Raw genomic sequence first — 16904 nt, forward strand, 5'->3', positions numbered from 1 at the left:
GAGGAGAACCGCCATGACCGAAGAACCGCGCTGGCAGCCGAGCCAGCGCTACCCCGATCCCGCCATCGTCGCGCTCGACCCGTCCTTCCGGCGCTACCACCTGCCGCTCTCGGCGGTGGAGCGGCTGCATCACGGCACGCGCTGGGGCGAGGGGCCGGTCTGGCTGGGCGACGTACGTTGCCTGCTGTGGTCGGACATCCCGAACAACCGCGTGCTGAAATGGGAGGAGGAGACCGGCGCGGTCAGCCTCTGGCGCAAGCCCTCCAACAACGCGAACGGCCACACCCGCGACCGCCAGGGCCGCATCATCGCCTGCGAGCATGGCGGGCGGCGCGTGGTCCGCTTCGAATACGACGGCGCCATCACCGTCATCGCCAGCCACTACCAGGGCAGGCGGCTCAACAGCCCGAACGACGTGGTGGTGAAGTCCGACGGCTCGATCTGGTTCACCGACCCGCCCTTCGGCATCCTCGGCTACTACGAGGGGGAGAGGCACGAGCCCGAACTGCCGCCCACCAATGTCTATCGCGTGGATGGGCAGAGCGGCGAGATCACCCTGGTCGCCGACGACATCAACCACCCCAACGGCCTCGCCTTCAGCCCGGATGAGAGCATCCTCTACATCGTCGAGAGCCGCTCCGAGCCGCGCAACATCCTCGCCTACGACGTGGACGGGGCTCGGCTGAGGAACCGCCGCATCCTCGTCGCCGGCCAGCCGGGCGAGACGCCGGACGGCTTCCGCGTGGACATGGACGGCAACCTCTGGTGCGGCTGGGGCATGTCGGCGGCCTTCGACGGCGTGCGCGTGTTCAACGCCGCGGGCGCGCCGATCGGACACATCCACCTGCCCGAGCGCTGCGCCAATGTCTGCTTCGGCGGGCGGCACCGCAACCGGCTCTTCATGGCCGCGGCGCAGTCGCTCTATGCCTGCTATGTCAACACCCAGGGGGTGGCCGGCGGATAGCCTCGCGCGGCACGCGCACGGTGAGGGCGAGCAGCCGGAAGGAGAGGCTCTTGCCGTGCCCGTCGAGGTTGAGGGCGCCGTTCACGCCGCCCTCCAGCGCATCGTCCACCACGAAGTTGAAGGCGTGGATCAGCGGCAGGTCGTAGCGCCTGCAGCGCGTCGCGCCGCGGTGGCGGAACAGCGCGAGCACCCGTTCCTCCGTCACCTGCTCGGCCAGCAGCGGATAGAGGGCCGGATCATAGGGCATCAGCGAGAGGTTGACGCGGTTGCCCTTGTCCCCGGCGCGGGAATGCGCGACCGCATGCAGCGGCACCTCGATCAGTTCCATGCGCGTGCCTCCCGCACCGTCACCTCCGTCGGCACCATCTCCCGCGGCACCAGGAAGGAGCGCGTCAGGATGCGCGGCGTGACGCGCCAGCGCGCGCCGGATGTCCCGGCGGTGCCGCAGCACAGCATCGCCAGCACCTCGCGCGCCGCCTGGTCGGCATCCTCGCGCGAGGTGCATTCCACCGCGAGGCGGATGCGGACCTCCGGCGGCTCCGGGCCGTCATAGGACCGCCACAGCGCGCCATCGTCGGAATCGTGGACAGAGGAGATGCCGATCAGGTCCGCCCGCGCGCGGCGGGCGAGTCCGCGTCGCTTCACGCGCTGCAGCAGCACATCGGCGGTGGCGCGCGCGCGGGCCAGCGCGTTCGGACCGGCGACGGAGACCTCGCCCTCTCCGAGCCAGGATCCCTCGTAGCAGGCCGTCACCTTCAGCCGCTCCGGGCGCGGATGGCCGCGCACGCCGCGCAGCGCCACGCGGTCCCGGCCCTGCTGCTCGAGCGTCACGCCGGTGATGTCCATCACCACATCGGGCGTCATGTAGGCGGCGGGGTCGTGCAGCTCGTAGAGGAGCTGCTCCTTCACGCTGCGCAGGTCCACGAGCCCGCCCGTATCCTCCGGCTTGGTTACGACGAGGCCACCCCCGCGCCCGACCTCGGCGATGGGAAAGCCGATATTCGCGGGGTCGGGGATGTCCTTGAAGCCCGGATCCCAGAAGACGCCGCCGGTGACCTGGCTGCCGCATTCGAGCAGGTGCCCGCAGGCAGCGCCGAGCGCGAGCGCCTGCCAGTCATCCTCCGCCCAGCCGAAATGGTGCATCAGCGGCGCGACGGCGAGCGAAGGATCCGACGTCCGTCCCGCCACCACCACCTGCGCGCCCCGCCCCAGCGCCTCGGCGAGCGGCGCCGCGCCGATATAGGCATTGGCGGAGACCATGGACCAGGCCGACATGTCGAAGCCCGCATCCGCCTCATGCGGGCTCAGCGCCGCGAGATCCACGCTGCCCGAGACGTCATCGCCGCTCACCACGCCGATCCGCAGCTCCGGAAGCCCGAGCCGGCGCGCGAGCCGCGCCACGCAGCGCGCCGCCGCGGGCGGATTGGCCGCGCCGAAATTGCCGAGGATGGGAATGCCCGCGCGCGCGCAATCGGCCAGGATCGGCTCCAGCAGGCGTTCGAGCATGGGCTCGTAGCCGGCCTCCGGGTCGCGGCGCTTCTCGATCTGCGCGAGCGCGATGGTCCTCTCGGCGAGGCATTCGAAGAACATCGCCGCCGGCAGGCCGCGACGGACCAGTTCGCGCACCACCGGCACCGGCGCATCCACCCGGTCGCCCGAGAAGCCGGCGCCATTGCCGACGAGAAAGAGGTCGCTCATGCACAGCATTCCTTCAGCGCCGCCGCGAGCAGCGGCAGGTCGCCATCGTCCAGCGCGATCGGGTTGACGGCGAGCACGCCGAGGCGGATGCGCGACGCATCGAGATGCACCGCCGGCTCGCGCCCGCGCAGCGCCGCGTCGGCGCGCTGCGCCTCGGCGCGGCCGGCGAAGCGGATCTCGAGCAGCGGCAGCCCCGGCTTGGCGCCATCCGGCACCAGCACCGCGCCCGGCAGCGCCGCCTGCAGCGCGAGAAGGCGCGCCGTCCAGCGCGCCGTGCGCTCCCCGGGGTCGGCCGCGACGAAGCGCCGCAGCGCGGTCACCAGCCCGACGACCTCCTCCTTACCCAGCTTCGCCACCCGGCCGATGCCGTGATGCGGCAGGAAGCGGAGCTGGTTCAGCGGCGCGAACTCCGGCGGCGCCACGAACTGCTCCTCCGGCAGGTCGAGGTCGAGCATCTGGATGAGCGCGCTGCTCACGAGATCGCGCCGCCCGGCCAGGATGCCGCTCGCCTGCGGCCCGCCGAGCGCCTTGCCGCCCGAGAAGCACACGAGGTCCGCGCCCTCGGCGATGAAGCGGCGCAGGTTCTCCGCCGGCGGCAGTTGCGCCGCGGCGTCCACCAGCACCGGCACGCCGCGCGCATGGGCCACGCGCACCACTTCGGGCAGCGGCGGCTCCGCCTGCTCGCCGGCGAGATGGAAGACGGCCGCCGTGCGCGGCGTGATCGCCTCGGCGAGTTCGCCCGCACTCGCGTCGCGCACCCCGGGCCCGGAGAGGCGGTCCGGGATCCCCACCTCGACGATGCGCCCGCCGGCGAGCGCGATGGCGCGGTCGTACATGTTGCGCTGGCTGCGCGGGACGACGAACTCGTTGGGCATCCCTGCGGAATCCGGCAGGCGGTTCATCGCGGCGGGATCGAGCCTTGCCATGCAGGCCGCTGCGCCGAGCATCAGCGCCGCCGCCGCGCCGGAGGTCGCGATGCCGGCCTCGGCCCCCGTGGCCTCGGCGATGGCGCGGCTGGCCGCGGCCTGCAGCGCATGCATCTCGACGCAGCCGCGCGCGGCGCGGGCCATCGCCTCGACCACCTCCGGCGCCATCATGCCGCCGGAGAGCCGCGTGTTCGTGCCATAGGCGTTGATGACGCGCGGCGCGCCCAACCAGTCCCCGCTCATGCCGGCGTCAGCCCCTCGCTCGCATCACCGCCCGGGTCGTTCAGCCGGCTCGCGCGCAGCGCGCCGATGCGTTCGAGCAGCGGATGCGCCGTCGCCGCCAGATGGCCGCCGACGCGCTTGAGGTCGCGCACCACCTCGAGCAGCAGGCCCTGCGCCGCGACCGCCGCCGCGCCGCGCGCATCGGCGAAGGCGCGGGCGGATTCCGCCTCCTCGATGCGCATCCGCTCCTTCTCGGCGATCAGGCGGCGCGCGGCCACCGCATCCTCCCGCATGAAGGCGGCCACCGCGAGATGGAGCTGCTCGAGCGCGCGCAGATGCATCGCCTGGATGCTCTCCATCATGCCCCCGGGCAGCGCCATCCCCTCGCGCGCCCAGCGCGAGGCGACGCGCGCGAGGCTGCGCTCCAGCACATCGCCCGCGCTTTCGAGGTTGAGCGCGAAGGCGCGGATCTCGGCGATCCGCCGCTGCTCCTCCTCGCCCAGCAGATCGGCGCGCAGCCCCGCGAGATAGGCCTGCACCGCGCGGTTCAGCCCGTCCACCACCTCGTTCAGCCGCGCCACGCGCCGCGCGAGGTCGCGGTCCTCGCTGCGGAAGCCGGCGGCCAGCGTCCGCAGCATCTCCTCGAGCGCATCGGCCTGCCGCAGCGCCTCGCGCTCGGCATTGGCGAGGGCGACCGGCGGCGTCCGCAGCGCCGCGGCATCGAGGTAGCGCGGCGCGGCGGGGTCCGCGCCGGAAGGGCCATCGGGCAGAACGCGCTTCAGCATCCCCGCCAGCGCCGGCAGCAGCGGCAGCGCGAGCAGCGCCATCGCGAGGTTGAAGCCGAGATGCGCATGGGCCACGAGCCGCGCCGGGTCGGGGTCGAGCCGCGTGAGCGCCGCTTCCAGGACCGGCAGCAGCGCCAGCGCCAGCACCGCGCCCGCGAGGCGGTTCACCAGGTTGCCGACCGGCACGCGCAGCCGCGACCACTCCCCGCGCTCAGCCTCCAGCACGGGGTTCAGAGCGCTGCCGAGATTGGCGCCGACGACCATGGCGATGGCCGCCTCCGTGCCGATGACGCCCGCGAGGTGCAGCGAGCCCACGAACAGCACCGCCGCGATCGAGGAATGCATCGCCCAGGCCAGCACCGCCGCCACCAGCATGTTCGCCAGCGGATGGCCGGTCAGCGCGCCGAGCAGCGCGCGCATCGCCGGCGCCTCGGCGACCGGCGCCATGGTGCGACCCATCATCTCCAGCGCGATCAGCATCAGCCCGAGGCCGATCGCCGCGCGCCCCAGGTCCCGCGCCCGCGAATGCCGCGCGCTGCGGAAGGAGACGACGCCTGCCAGCACCAGCAGCGGCGCGAGCGCCGATGCGTCGAAGGAGAGCACCTGCACGATCAGCGCGGTGCCGACATTCGCCCCCAGCATCGCCGCGAGCCCCGGCACCAGCGCCACCGCGCCGCCGGCGCAGAAGGAGGCGACCATGAACGCCGTCGCCGTGCTCGACTGCAGCAGCGCCGTCACCGCGAGGCCCGCCGCGAAACCCGTGCGCCGGCTGGCGAGCCCCGCGCCGAGGCGCTGGCGCAGCCGGCTGCCATAGGCGCGCATCACCCCGCTCTGGACCATGTGCAGGCCCCACAGCAGCAGCGCCGCCCCGCCGGCCAGTTCCAGCATCACCCAGGCTTCGGACATCGCCTCTCCCGCCCCGCCCTGCGCCCGCGCTCAGCGCGTCAGGGTGCGGCGCACCGCATCCTGCCAGATGGCGTGACGCCGCGCCGCCTCCGCGCGCGTCATGGCGGGCATGAAGCGGCGGTCGAGCCGCCAATGCGTCGTCGCCGCGCCGGGCGGCGGGCAGAGCCCGGCCTGCATGCCGGCAAGCCACGCCGCCCCCAGCGCCGTCGTCTCCCGCACCGAGGGCCGGTCCACCGGCGCGCCGAGCAGGTCCGCGAGGAACTGCATCGTCCAGTCCGAGGCGACCATGCCGCCATCCACGCGCAGCACGGTCTCCGTCGCCTCCGGCCAGTCGGCGCGCATCGCGTCCACCAGGTCGCGCGTCTGGAAGGCCACGGATTCGAGCGCGGCGCGGCACAGCTCGGCGCGGCCCGAGCCGCGCGTGAGGCCGAAGATCGCCGCGCGCGCCTCGGCATCCCAGTGCGGCGCGCCGAGGCCGGTGAAGGCCGGCACCAGCACCACCTGCTGCGCCGGGTCGGCCTGCGCCGCGAGCGTGCCCGCCTCCGCGGCATGGGCGATGATGCCGAGGCCGTCGCGCAGCCACTGCACCGCCGCGCCCGCGACGAAGATCGCGCCCTCGAGCGCATAGGTCCGCTGCCCGCCGAGCTGGTAGGCGATGGTGGTCAAGAGGCGCGAGCGCGAGGCGACCGCCCGCGCCCCGGTGTTGAGCAGCGCGAAGCAGCCGGTGCCGTAGGTGGATTTGACCATGCCGGGCTCGAAGCAGCCCTGGCCGACGGTCGCCGCCTGCTGGTCCCCCGCCATGCCGCGCACCGGCACCGCGGCGCCGAGCAGCGAGGCCTCCGTGGTCCCGAAATCGGCCGCGCAGTCGCGCACCTCGGGCAGGATCGGCGCCGGGATGCGGAACAGCCGCAGCAGCTCCTCGTCCCAGCAGCCGCGCCGGATGTCGAACAACATGGTGCGCGCCGCATTCGTCGCGTCGGTGGCGTGCACGCGCCCGCCGGTCAGGCGCCAGAGCAGGAAGCAGTCCACCGTGCCGAAGGCGAGCGCGCCGCGCTCGGCCGCCGCCCGCGCGCCCGGCACCTCCTCCAGCAGCCAGGCGAGCTTGGTGGCGGAGAAATAGGGGTCGGCCAGCAGCCCCGTGCGCTCGGTCAGCAGCGTCTCGGCGCCCTCGGCGCGCAGCCGCGCGCAGTGCGCCGCCGTGCGGCGGTCCTGCCAGACGATCGCGCGGTGCAGGCAGCGGCCGCTCGCGCGGTCCCACAGCAGCACCGTCTCGCGCTGGTTGGTGATGCCGATGCCCGCCACGCGCGCCGCATCCCCGCCCGCGCCGTCCAGCGCGGCGCGCAGCGTCGCGAGGCTGCCGCGCCAGATGTCCTCGGGCTCGTGCTCCACCCAGCCGGGGGCGGGGAAATGCTGCGGCAGTTCCTCCTGCGCCGTCGCGCGGGGCGTGAGCGCCGCGTCGAAGGCGATCGTCCGCGTGCTCGTCGTGCCCTGGTCGAGGGCCAGCAGCAGATCGGCCGTCATGCGTCGCCCCTCCTCCTTCGCGCCGGCGCAGGATAGCCGGGCCGGCGCGGACGGAAAGGCTTGCGCGGGCGGCGCGAAGGGTGCCCGATGACGCCCCGCCCCACCGGACCGGAGACCCCCGCATGCCCGCACCGCTGCTGATCCGCGACGCCACCTGGGCCGTGGTGTGGGACGCGCCGGCGAAGCGGCACGCCTATGCCCGCGGCATGGACGTGCTGCTGCAGGATGGCCGCGTCGCCGCCATCGCCCGGCACGACCCCGACGCGCCGGTGCCCGCCGGGGCGGAGGTGGTGGACGGCCGGCGCCTGCTGGTGATGCCGGGCCTCGTGAACATCCACACCCACCCGACCTCGGCGCTGCCCGCGCGCGGCGTGCGCGAGGACCACGGCGTGCCGGAACAGCAGATGACAGGGCTGTTCGAGCGCCTGCAGGCCTTCCGCATCGACCAGGAGGGCCAGGCGGCGGGCATGCGCCTCGCCTATGCCGAGCTGATGTCGGCCGGCGTCACCAGCGTGGTGGACCTTTCGCAGCCCTTCCCCGACTGGCTCGCCATCATGCGCGAAAGCGGCCTGCGCGTCTGGGCCGGGCCCGGCTTCGCCGACGCGCAATGGGGCATGGCCGCGCCGCAGACCGTGACCTGGATGTGGAACCGCGAGAACGGCCGCGCGCAGTTCGAGGCCGCCAAGCGCGTGATGCAGGAGGCCGATGCCGACAATTCCGGCCGGCTGCACGGCATCGTCTTCCCCGCCCAGATCGACACGGTGGAGGAGGACCTGCTGCGCGAGGCCATCGCCCATGCGGGCGAAACAGGCCGCCCCTTCACCACCCACATCGCCCAGGCGGTGGTCGAGGTGCGGGAGATGATCCGACGCCACGGCATCACGCCCATCCAGTGGGCGGCGAAGATCGGCCTGCTCACGCCGCGCAGCATCCTCGGCCACGCGATCTTCGTGGACGAGCACTCCTCCATCGGCTGGCACACCGCGCGCGACATCGGCCTCGTGGCCGAGCACGGCGCGACGGTCGCGCATTGCCCCACGCCCTTCGCCCTCTATGGCGAGCACCTGAAGCATTTCGGCAAGTATCGCGCGCGCGGCGTGAACATGGGCTTCGGCACCGACTGCGCCCCGCACAACATCATCGAGGAGATGCGCCTCGCCATCGTCCTGGCGCGCAATGCCGTGCGCGACATCGCGGCAGCCGACACCAACAGCGTGTTCCACGCCGCCACCGTCGGTGGGGCGGAGGCGCTGGGCCGCCCCGATCTCGGCCGCCTCGAGAAGGGTGCGGCGGCGGATGTGGTGCTGGTGGACCTCGCCCATCCGCTGATGAGCCCGCCGCGCGACCCGCTGCGCGCGCTGCTCTTCCACGCCGCCGACCGCGCGGTGAAGCGCGTGATCGTGGCGGGCGAGACGGTCTTCGCGGAGGGCAGGCCGACGCGGCTCGATGTCGCGGAGGCCGCGGGCATCCTCGCCGAAAGCCAGGCGAGGATGCTGCGCGACGCGCGCGGGCGCGACTGGCGCGGCCGCAGCGGGGACGAGATCGCGCCGCTGTCCCTGCCGCTGCACTGAACCGCGCCCGGGCCGCGCCGCACCCCGCACCCATGAATCTGCACGCCATCCCGCCGCACCTGCCCTTCCTCGACGTGCTCGCCGCCGGGGTGCTGGCGCGGCTGCCGGCCGCAACGCCCGAGGCGCTGGCGCGCGTCACCATCCTGCTGCCCACGCGCCGCGCCGCGCGCGGCCTGCGCGAGGCCTTCCTGCGCGCCGCCGGCGGGCGCGCGATGCTGCTGCCCCGCATGCGCGCGCTGGCGGGCCTCTCCACCGAGGAGGCCGACGAACTCGCCCTGCCCGACCTGCTCGACCTGCCGCCCGCCGTCGCCCCGCTCACGCGCCAGGCGGTGCTGGCCGGCATGGCCGCCCGCGTCCCGCGCGCCCGCGGCGGCCCCGCGACGCCGGAGCAGGCCTGGATGCTGGCCGGCGAACTCGCCCGGCTGTTCGACGAGATCGCCCTCGAGGAACGCGACCTCGCCATGCTCGAACACGCCGCGGCGGAGGATTTCGCCGAGGCCTGGCTGGCGCGGCTCGAGGCGCTGGTGCCCGAACGCCATGCCGAGCACTGGCAGATCACCACCATCGTGCTGCGCGCCGTGGCGCAGGACTGGAACCGCTGGCTGCAGGATCGCGGCCTGCTCGACATCGGCGTGCGGCGCGTGAAGGCCCTCGCCGCCCAGGCCGCCGCCTGGCGCGCCGCGCCGCCCGGGCACCCCACCATCGCCGCCGGCATCGGCGCCGGCGGCACCATCCCCGCCGCGGCGGAGCTGCTGCGCGTGCTCGCCGCCGCCCCGCAGGGTGCGGTGGTGCTGCAGGGCCTGCCCGAGCCGGTGGATCCCGCGCTGTGGGAGGCGATCGGCCGCGCGCCGACGCATCCGCTCGCCGGCCAGGCGCGGCTGCTCGCGGCGATGGGCGCGGCCCCGGAGGATCTCCGCCCCTGGCATGAGGGCGGCATTGCCGGCACCGCCCCGGACCGCGCGGTGCTGCTCGGCCGCGCGCTGCATCCGGCCGAGGGCCTCTCCGCCTGGATCGAGCGCGACCCGCCGCGCTGGCGGGCGGCGATGGCCGGCCTCGCGCGGCTGCAGGCCGCCGATGCCCCGCAGGAGGCCGCGGCCATCGCGCTGCTGCTGCGCGAGAGCCTCGAGACGCCGGGCGCCCGGGCCGCGCTCATCACGCCGGACCGCGACCTCGCCCGCCGGGTCTCGGCCGAACTTGCCCGCCACGGCATCACCGCCGACGATTCCGCCGGCGAGCCGCTGGCCGAGACCCCCGCCGCCGCCTTCCTGCGCCTGCTCGCGCGCATGGTGGCCGAGGGCTTCGCCCCGGTGCCGCTGCTCGCGGTGCTGAAGCATCCGCTCTGCGCCGGGGGCATGGAGCGGCGGGACTGGCTCGCCGCGGCGCGGCTTCTGGAGCGCGTCGCCCTGCGCGGCCCGCGCCCCGCGCCGGGGCTTGCCGGGCTGCGCGCCTCGGCCGAAGCCGCGAAGGCCACGGCCTCCGCCGGCATCGCGGCGCTGCTCGGGGCGCTCGAGAGCGCGCTCGACGGCTTTGCCACCCTGCCCGGCGCCCCCGCCCGCCCGCCCGCCGAGCTGCTCCGCGCGCAGATGCGCGCGGCCGAGGCGCTGGCCTCGACGCCCGGCCTGCCCGGCGGCCTGCGCCTCTATGCCGGGGAGGAGGGCGAGCCCCTCGCCCGCCACCTGCACGAGATGGAGGAGGCGCTGGCGCACCACCCGCCGATCGCGCCCGCCGACTGGCCGGACCTGTTCGAGGCCGCGCTCGCCGGCCCCGTCGCGCCCTCGCTGCGCGCGGTGCGCGGGCGGGGGGATGCGGCGCATCCGCGCATCGCCATCCTCGGCCTCTTGGAGGCGCGGCTGCTCTCCTTCGACCGCGTGGTGCTCGGCGCGCTGGAGGAATCCGTCTGGCCGCAGGCGACCGAGCCCGGCCCCTGGATGAGCCGCCCGATGCGGGCCGAGTTCGGCCTGCCCGAGCCGGAGGCGCGCATCGGCCGGGTGGCGGCGGATTTCCTCTATGCCGCCGCGGCCGCGCCCGAGGCGGTGCTCTCCTCCGCCGCGCGGCGCGGCGGCTCGCCCAGCGTGCCGGCGCGCTGGACCGTGCGGCTCGACACCTTCCTCGCCGGGCAGGAGGGGCTCGCCCTGCCGGCCTCCCCCGCCGCCGCCTGGGCGGCCGCGCTCGACGCGCCCGAGGCGGTGCGCCCCTGCCCGCGCCCCGCCCCCGCGCCGCCGCGCGCGCTGCGGCCGCGCCGGCTCTCGGTCTCGGATGTCGGGCTGCTGATCGCAGATCCCTACGCCTTCCACGCGAAGCGCGTGCTGCGCCTCAACCCGCTCAAGCCGCTGGAGGAGGAGGTCGGCGCGCTCGACTACGGCAACCTCGTCCATGCCGCCATGGCCGGCTTCCTGCGCGCCATCGGCACCCGCTGGCCGGGGCGCGAGGCCGCCGCGCAGGCCTGGGCGCGGGCGAGCGAGGCCGCCCTCGGCGCCTATCGCGACCGTCCGGGAATCCTCGCCTTCTGGGCCCCGCGCCTCGCCAATATCGGCGGCTTCGTGCTGACCCAGGAGGAAGCCCTGCGCGCCGCCTCCCCGCTGCGCGCCTGCCTCGTCGAGGCGAGCGGCAAGGCGGTGCTGCGCCTGCCGGGCGGCGAGGTCGAGATCGAGGCGCGGGCCGACCGGCTCGATCACCTGCCCGGCGGCGGCTGGCGCGTGGTGGACTACAAGACCGGCGCCGCGCCCAGGACCAGGGACCTCGCCTCCGGCGCCGCGCCGCAACTGCCCATCGAGGCCTGGCTGCTCGCCCAGGGCGCCTTCCCGGGCGGCCCCGGCGAGGCGACCGAGCTGCTCTACTGGGAGCTCAAGGGCGGCGACGTCCCGGGCGAGGTGAAGCGGGTCGAGACCGCCGGGGAGGACGGCACGCCCTTCGCGCAGCTCGCCGCGGAGCGGCTGGCGATGCTCGCCGAGACCTGGCTGCTGGGCGAGGCGCCCTTTGCCTCCCGCCCGCATCCGGCGCGCCGGGCGATGGGCGGGGATTACGACCACCTCGCGCGCATCGAGGAGTGGTCGGCCGGGGTGCCCGAGGGCGGCTGACGCGGGGCGGCGGGCCGATCCGGCACTGCCGGCGGGTTCGGCATCCCCGGCGCCGCGCAGGCCGGCGCGGGATCGCCCGCCGCGCTACGGCGCCCGCCAGCCGCGGCGGCGCGCTGCCGCCTCCTCCTCCGCCGCCAGCGCGGGCCCGGCACCGAGCCGTTCCAGCACCTCCGCGATCAGGGGATCCGTGCCGGAGGCGGGCTGGAACCCGCTGCCCGGGCCCCGCGCCACCGCCGCGCGCAGCCGCCAGCCCGCGGGCTCGCGGCAGGCAAGGCCGAGCAGCGTGCCGCCCTCCTCCGGCGCCGCGAAGGCGCGGCAGACCAGCCCGCCCTCCGCGACATGGGTGCCGCTCACCTGCACCGGGCCGGGCGCGCCGGTGGCGCTGCCCTCCAGCGCGGCCAGCACGGCCGGGGAGAGCAGCCCGCCCGGCGCGGGCGCGCGCGGCACCTGCGTGCCGAGCATCACGCCGAGCACGAGGCTCGCCGCCGCCGCCCAGGCGGCGACGCGCCAGCGGGGCGGGGCATTGTCGTTGCCTGCGGCCGGGACGGCGCCCGCGGGCCGGGCGGGCGGCGCCGTGCCGCCGGCGGCGGCAAGCAGCCGCGCCGGGGGCGCCTCCGCGAGCACGCCGGCGAAGGCGCCGCGCAGCGCCTCGCGCCCCTCGGCCAGCAGCGCCACGCGCTCGGCCAGCGCGGGGTCGGCCTCGATCGCGGCGACCACGCGCATCGCCTCGGCCTCCGGCAGGGTGCCGTCGGCGAAGGCCATCAGGGTCTCGTCGGGGATGCTCATGGCGCCTCAGCCTCCCCATCGCCGCGCAGCATCCGCGCCAGCGCGATGCGCCCGCGCGCGACGCGGCTCATCACCGTGCCGGGCGGCAGGCCGAGCAGGGCAGCGGCCTCCGCATAGGTGAACTCCTCGATGCATGTCAGCACCAGCGCCTCGCGTTGCTCCTCGGGCAAACGCAGCAGCGCGGCCTCCGCTTCCCGGAGCGCGACGCGCCCGATCGTGGCCTCGGCGCCCGCCGCACCGGGGATGGATTCGGCCGCCTCCAGCGTTTCGTGGGAGCCCCCGCGCGCCGCGCGGCGCCGGTGCGAATCCAGCCAGAGGTTGCGCAGGATGCGGAACATCCAGGAATCGAAGCGGGTGCCCGGCGCGAAACTGTCCTGCGCGCGCAGCGCCCGCTCGCAGGCGCCCTGCACGAGGTCGTCGGCGGTGTCCGGATCGCCCGCGAGCGCCCTGGCGAAACGCCTCAGCCGGGGCAGCAGCGCCACCAGATCCGCTTGGAAGGAGGACGGCACGCGATCGGTTCTCCAGGCCCCGGCGCATGGCGGTCGCGCCCCGGCACCACATATCGGATCATGATGGGCATGACGACAGGGGCGGAATGGTGGCGGCGGGCTGCCCTGCTGCTCGCCGCGGCGGCGGTCGCGGCGGCGCTCGGTTCGGGCCCGGCGCGCGCCGACGACGACGATGACGGCGGGGGCGGCAGCGCCGGGGCGGCGGGCGCGCCGGGCGGCGGCCCCTCGGGCGAGGGCGACGGCAGCACGGGCGCGCGCCGCTTCGATCTCGGGCCCAATCCCGGCCGCATCCCGATGCCGCCGGCCTGGGAGCGGCGGCTCGAACGGCTGTTCGGCGCGAACCCGCCGCCACGGCCAGCCCCGCCCGCGCGCGCCGATCTCGTCGCGCTCGGCCTCGCGCCCGAGGCGCTGGCCCGGCTCCGGCAGCAGGGTTTCGTGCCGGTGGCGAGCCGTGACGCCGCAGGGCTGGTGCGCCTGCAGGGGCCGGCCGGGCTCGGCCCCACCGCGGCGCTCGCCCGGCTGCGCAGCCTCGCCCCCGGCGCCATCGCCGCCCGCAACGACCGCTACCGCCTGGCGCGGGACGAGGCCGGCACCGCGGAGACGGCAGCGGAGGCCGCGCCAGCCCCGCACCCCGGCCCGGCGGGGATCTGCGGCGATGCCGGCGGGCCGCTGGTCGCGCTGATCGACACGGGCGTGGATGCGAGCCATCCGGAACTCGAAGGCCGCATCGCGCGCCAGGAGACCCTGCGCGGTCCCGGCCGCCGCCCGGCGCGCACCGCCCATGGGACGGCGGTGGCGCTGCGCCTCGCCGGCGCGGCGCCGGGGCTGCGGATCGCCGTGCTCGACGCCTTCCATCTCGGCCCGGATGGCGAGGCGGCGGACGCCTTCGACATCGCCGCCGCGCTCGCGCGCATCGGCCAGACCGGGGCGCGCCTCGCCAATGTCTCCTTCGTCGGGCCGGCCAACGAGGTGGTGGACCGGCTCGGCGCGCAGGCGGCGGCGGAGGGCGTGGTGTTCGTGGCCGCGGCCGGCAATGACGGGCCGCGCGCGCGGCCGCTCTACCCCGCCGCCTATCCCTGGACCGTCGCGGTCAGCGCGGTGGATGCGCAGGGGCGGCCCTGGCCGCGCTCGGCGACGGGCCCGCACATCGTCTTCGCCGCCCATGGGGTCGAGCTGCGCCTGCAGCCGGCCGCGGCGGCGCCGCCGCGGCGCTGGTCAGGCACCTCCTTCGCGGCGCCGCTCGTCACCGCCGCCATCGCCGCGCTGCCCGGGACCGGCGGGGACCTTGTCGGACGGCTGGCCGCGCAAGCCCGGGACGCCGGCGCGCCCGGCCGCGACCCGGTGTTCGGATGGGGGATCGTCGAGCCGCCCGCCTGCTCGGCCCGCGTCGCGGCCGGGGGGTGATGCCCGCAGCGCGGCGGGGCTCACGCGGAGGCAGGCGCGCCGGCGAGCACGGGGCGGCGCGACCGGCGCCATGCGCGACGGGACGGCTCATGCCTGCGCGCTGGAGCTTCGACCCATCGCGCGCGGATGCAGCGCGCGGGGCTGGCGGGATGGCGGCGCGCGAAACCCGTCCGCATAGCGGCCGGGCGAGGGTTGATGGTCGGCCCCGGATATCAGCGGTTCGGATACTGCCGGGGATGGGTGACCTGCTCCGGCGGGCCGGGCGCGCGCACCGGGCCGACCTTGCCGCAGGCGGCGAGCAGCAGCGCCAGCGCGCAGCCGCCGAGCACGGCGCGCGCGGCCGCCCGCCGCCCGCCCGGCGCGGCCTCGCCCCCAAGCGGCCCGCCGGCGGCGCGGGACGGCGCGGCTGCACTCCCCGGCAAGCGGGCGCGCCTCATGCCAGCCGCGCCTTCCACTCGGCGGCCATGGCCGCGACATTGGCCGGCGCCGTGCCGCCATAGGAGGTGCGCGAGCGCACCGAGGCCGCGACGGTGAGCACGTCGTAGACCCCCTCATGGATGCGCGGCTCGACCGCGCGCATCTCCTCGATCGAGAGCCCGGCGAGGTCCACGCCCAGGCCCTCCGCCTTCGCCACCAGCGCGCCCGTGACGTGATGCGCGTCGCGGAAGGGCATCTTCAGCTCGCGCACCAGCCAGTCGGCGAGGTCGGTCGCGGTCGAGAACCCCGCGCCCGCCGCCGCCGCCAGCCGCGCGACATCGGGCTTGAGGTCGCGGACCATCCCTGCCGTCGCGGCGAGGCAGAGCGTCAGCGTCTCGGCGGCGTCGAAGACGCCTTCCTTGTCCTCCTGCATGTCCTTGAAATAGGTCAGCGCGAGGCCCTTCATCACCGTGAGCAAGCCCACCAGCGCGCCGACCACGCGCCCGGTCTTGCCGCGCACCAGCTCCGCCGCATCCGGGTTGCGCTTCTGCGGCATGATCGAGGAGCCGGTGGTGAAGGCATCGGAGAGCTTCACGAACCCGAAATAGGGGTTCGTCCAGATCACGATCTCCTCGGCCAGCCGCGAGAGATGCGTCGCGCACATCGCGCAGCAGAACAGGAACTCCGCGGCGAAGTCGCGCGAGGCCACGGAATCGAGGCTGTTGCGCGTCGGCCGGTCGAAGCCGAGCGCGCTGGCCGTCATGTGCCGGTCGATCGGGAAGCCGGTGCCGGCCAGTGCGGCGGCGCCGAGCGGGCATTCGTTCAGCCGCGCCCGGCAATCGGCGAAGCGCGACAGGTCGCGCGAGAGCATCTCCACATAGGCCAGGAAGTGATGCCCGAGCGTGACCGGCTGGGCCGGCTGCAGGTGGGTGAAGCCCGGCATCACCGTGCCGGCATGTTCCTCGGCGCGCTCCACCAGGGCGCGCATCACGTCCTCGATCTGCCCCGAAAGCCCGTCGATCGCATCCCGCACCCAGAGGCGCACATCCAGCGCCACCTGGTCGTTGCGCGACCGCGCGGTGTGCAGGCGCTTGCCGGCATCCCCGATCATGGCCGACAGCCGCGCCTCGATGTTCATGTGGATGTCCTCGAGCGCCTCGTCGAAGGGGAAATCCCCCTTCTCGATGCGCGCGGCGATGTCGGCGAGGCCGCGGCGGATGGCGGCCTCGTCATCGGCGGAGATGATCCCCACATGCTTGAGCATCGCGGCATGGGCAAGCGAGCCGCGGATGTCCTGGCGCCACATCTTGCGGTCGAAGCCGATGGAGGCATTGATCGCCTCCATGATGGCGGAGGGGCCTTCCGCGAAGCGCCCGCCCCATTGCCGGTTGGCGTTGCTGCTCACCTTGGGGGTGTCTTTCGTGCTGGATCCGACGCGCCGTTCCGTCCTCAAGGCCGCCACGGCGCCGGCGGCCGCCGCCCTGATACAGGCGGGGCTTCCGGCGCGTCCAGCCATGGCCGCCCCGCACGGCTTCGCCCGCCTGCGCGAGGGCACGGCGGCGCTGCCCGAGCTCACCTTCACCGATGCCGAGGGCAAGCCGCACGGCATCGCCGATTTCGCCGGGCGCGGGCTGGTCATCAACCTCTGGGCGACCTGGTGCCCCCCCTGCGTGGCCGAGATGCCCGCGCTGGACCGGCTCGCGGCGATGCTGGCGGCCGAAGGGGTCCTGGTCCTGCCGCTTTCCTCCGATCGCGGCGGCGCCGCCGCGGTGCGGGCCTTCTACGAACGGACCGGGGTGCGCCACCTCGGCCTCTGGCTCGACCCGCGCGGCGCGGCGGCGCGCGCGCTCGGCGCCCGCGGCCTGCCCACCACCGTCATCGTGGACCGGGCCGGTCGGGAGCGCGCGCGGCTCGAAGGCGATGCCGCCTGGGACGCGCCGGAATTCGTCGCCGCCATCCGCCGCCTCACCGCCGCCGCGGCGGCCCCGGGCCGCGCATGAGCGCCCCGCGCAACCCCTGGCCGGGCTGCGCGTTGCCTGGCAAGGCGGCGCCGCGCACCGGACCGCCCGCGAGGGAGTAGCCCGCCCATGCCGGACCCGGCCCGCCACGCCCCGGTAT

At 75.7% G+C, this 16904-nt stretch carries 14 protein-coding genes; 5 read left to right on the plus strand and 9 right to left on the minus strand.

Annotation, left to right across the window (positions count from 1 at the left end; translation table 11 throughout):
* The first annotated feature begins 13 nt into the window (after positions 1-13).
* Positions 14-964 carry an SMP-30/gluconolactonase/LRE family protein gene (locus tag FHS88_RS00210; RefSeq protein WP_184480048.1) on the plus strand — a complete coding sequence of 317 codons (951 nt, stop codon included), beginning with the start codon at positions 14-16 and terminating at the stop codon, positions 962-964.
* Here FHS88_RS00210 and FHS88_RS00215 read toward each other — a convergent pair.
* From FHS88_RS00215 to glpK, 5 genes are read right to left on the minus strand one after another with little or no spacing between them, the layout of a single operon-like run.
* Positions 936-1292 (minus strand): AtuA-related protein, encoded by a 357-nt coding sequence (locus FHS88_RS00215; protein WP_184480052.1) that lies wholly within the window; start codon positions 1290-1292, stop codon positions 936-938. The genes FHS88_RS00210 and FHS88_RS00215 overlap by 29 nt on opposite strands.
* Complete coding sequence (locus FHS88_RS00220; protein ID WP_184480055.1) at positions 1283-2662, minus strand: acyclic terpene utilization AtuA family protein; 1380 nt, start codon at positions 2660-2662, stop codon at positions 1283-1285. The genes FHS88_RS00215 and FHS88_RS00220 overlap by 10 nt, the downstream gene beginning before the upstream one ends.
* A complete protein-coding gene (locus FHS88_RS00225) occupies positions 2659-3831 on the minus strand; it encodes an aminotransferase class V-fold PLP-dependent enzyme (protein WP_184480058.1) in 1173 nt (390 codons plus the stop codon). The genes FHS88_RS00220 and FHS88_RS00225 overlap by 4 nt, the downstream gene beginning before the upstream one ends.
* A complete protein-coding gene (locus FHS88_RS00230) occupies positions 3828-5501 on the minus strand; it encodes a Na/Pi cotransporter family protein (protein WP_184480061.1) in 1674 nt (557 codons plus the stop codon). The genes FHS88_RS00225 and FHS88_RS00230 overlap by 4 nt, the downstream gene beginning before the upstream one ends.
* Before the next feature lie 30 nt (positions 5502-5531).
* On the minus strand, positions 5532-7022 hold the full coding sequence (gene glpK / locus FHS88_RS00235; RefSeq protein WP_184480064.1) for a glycerol kinase GlpK: 1491 nt from the start codon (positions 7020-7022) through the stop codon (positions 5532-5534).
* A gap of 122 nt (positions 7023-7144) precedes the next feature.
* Between glpK and FHS88_RS00240 the strand changes: the two genes are divergently transcribed.
* Positions 7145-8593, plus strand: a complete 1449-nt coding sequence (locus tag FHS88_RS00240; RefSeq protein ID WP_184480069.1) for an amidohydrolase family protein — start codon at positions 7145-7147, stop codon at positions 8591-8593.
* Positions 8594-8625: 32 nt separating this feature from the next.
* A complete protein-coding gene (addB, locus tag FHS88_RS00245) occupies positions 8626-11670 on the plus strand; it encodes a double-strand break repair protein AddB (RefSeq protein ID WP_184480073.1) in 3045 nt (1014 codons plus the stop codon).
* 84 nt (positions 11671-11754) lie between these two features.
* Here addB and FHS88_RS00250 read toward each other — a convergent pair whose 3' ends face one another.
* Complete coding sequence (locus FHS88_RS00250) at positions 11755-12456, minus strand: anti-sigma factor family protein (RefSeq protein ID WP_184480076.1); 702 nt, start codon at positions 12454-12456, stop codon at positions 11755-11757.
* Complete coding sequence (locus tag FHS88_RS20665) at positions 12453-12965, minus strand: sigma-70 family RNA polymerase sigma factor (protein WP_211843037.1); 513 nt, start codon at positions 12963-12965, stop codon at positions 12453-12455. Before FHS88_RS20665 ends, FHS88_RS00250 begins: the two co-directional genes overlap by 4 nt.
* 69 nt (positions 12966-13034) lie before the next feature.
* On the opposite strand from FHS88_RS20665, the gene FHS88_RS20670 reads away from it, so the two are divergent.
* Entirely contained in the window at positions 13035-14369 is a 1335-nt protein-coding gene (locus FHS88_RS20670) for a S8 family serine peptidase (RefSeq protein ID WP_246419145.1), read from the plus strand.
* A gap of 212 nt (positions 14370-14581) precedes the next feature.
* Here the strand turns inward: FHS88_RS20670 and FHS88_RS00265 are convergent, their stop codons facing one another.
* Positions 14582-14806, minus strand: coding sequence for a hypothetical protein (locus FHS88_RS00265; protein WP_184481352.1), 225 nt, complete (start codon positions 14804-14806; stop codon positions 14582-14584).
* Positions 14803-16191, minus strand: coding sequence for an argininosuccinate lyase (gene argH, locus FHS88_RS00270; protein WP_338146303.1), 1389 nt, complete (start codon positions 16189-16191; stop codon positions 14803-14805). The genes FHS88_RS00265 and argH overlap by 4 nt, the downstream gene beginning before the upstream one ends.
* Positions 16192-16300: 109 nt before the next feature.
* On the opposite strand from argH, the gene FHS88_RS00275 reads away from it, so the two are divergent.
* Entirely contained in the window at positions 16301-16786 is a 486-nt protein-coding gene (locus FHS88_RS00275; RefSeq protein WP_184480088.1) for a TlpA family protein disulfide reductase, read from the plus strand.
* Positions 16787-16904 lie beyond the last annotated feature (118 nt).

The sequence above is a fragment of the Neoroseomonas alkaliterrae genome, assembly GCF_014199195.1.
GTDB classification, from domain to species: Bacteria; Pseudomonadota; Alphaproteobacteria; order Acetobacterales; family Acetobacteraceae; genus Neoroseomonas; species Neoroseomonas alkaliterrae.

Coding starts and splice junctions, on each gene's coding strand:
- FHS88_RS00210 (WP_184480048.1), top strand. CDS start 14: ATGACCGAAGAACCGCGCTGGCAGCCGAGCCAGCGCTACCCCGATCCC.
- FHS88_RS00215 (WP_184480052.1), bottom strand. CDS start 1,292: ATGGAACTGATCGAGGTGCCGCTGCATGCGGTCGCGCATTCCCGCGCC.
- FHS88_RS00220 (WP_184480055.1), bottom strand. CDS start 2,662: ATGAGCGACCTCTTTCTCGTCGGCAATGGCGCCGGCTTCTCGGGCGAC.
- FHS88_RS00225 (WP_184480058.1), bottom strand. CDS start 3,831: ATGAGCGGGGACTGGTTGGGCGCGCCGCGCGTCATCAACGCCTATGGC.
- FHS88_RS00230 (WP_184480061.1), bottom strand. CDS start 5,501: ATGTCCGAAGCCTGGGTGATGCTGGAACTGGCCGGCGGGGCGGCGCTG.
- glpK (WP_184480064.1), bottom strand. CDS start 7,022: ATGACGGCCGATCTGCTGCTGGCCCTCGACCAGGGCACGACGAGCACG.
- FHS88_RS00240 (WP_184480069.1), top strand. CDS start 7,145: ATGCCCGCACCGCTGCTGATCCGCGACGCCACCTGGGCCGTGGTGTGG.
- addB (WP_184480073.1), top strand. CDS start 8,626: ATGAATCTGCACGCCATCCCGCCGCACCTGCCCTTCCTCGACGTGCTC.
- FHS88_RS00250 (WP_184480076.1), bottom strand. CDS start 12,456: ATGAGCATCCCCGACGAGACCCTGATGGCCTTCGCCGACGGCACCCTG.
- FHS88_RS20670 (WP_246419145.1), top strand. CDS start 13,035: ATGACGACAGGGGCGGAATGGTGGCGGCGGGCTGCCCTGCTGCTCGCC.
- FHS88_RS00265 (WP_184481352.1), bottom strand. CDS start 14,806: ATGAGGCGCGCCCGCTTGCCGGGGAGTGCAGCCGCGCCGTCCCGCGCC.
- FHS88_RS00275 (WP_184480088.1), top strand. CDS start 16,301: ATGGCCGCCCCGCACGGCTTCGCCCGCCTGCGCGAGGGCACGGCGGCG.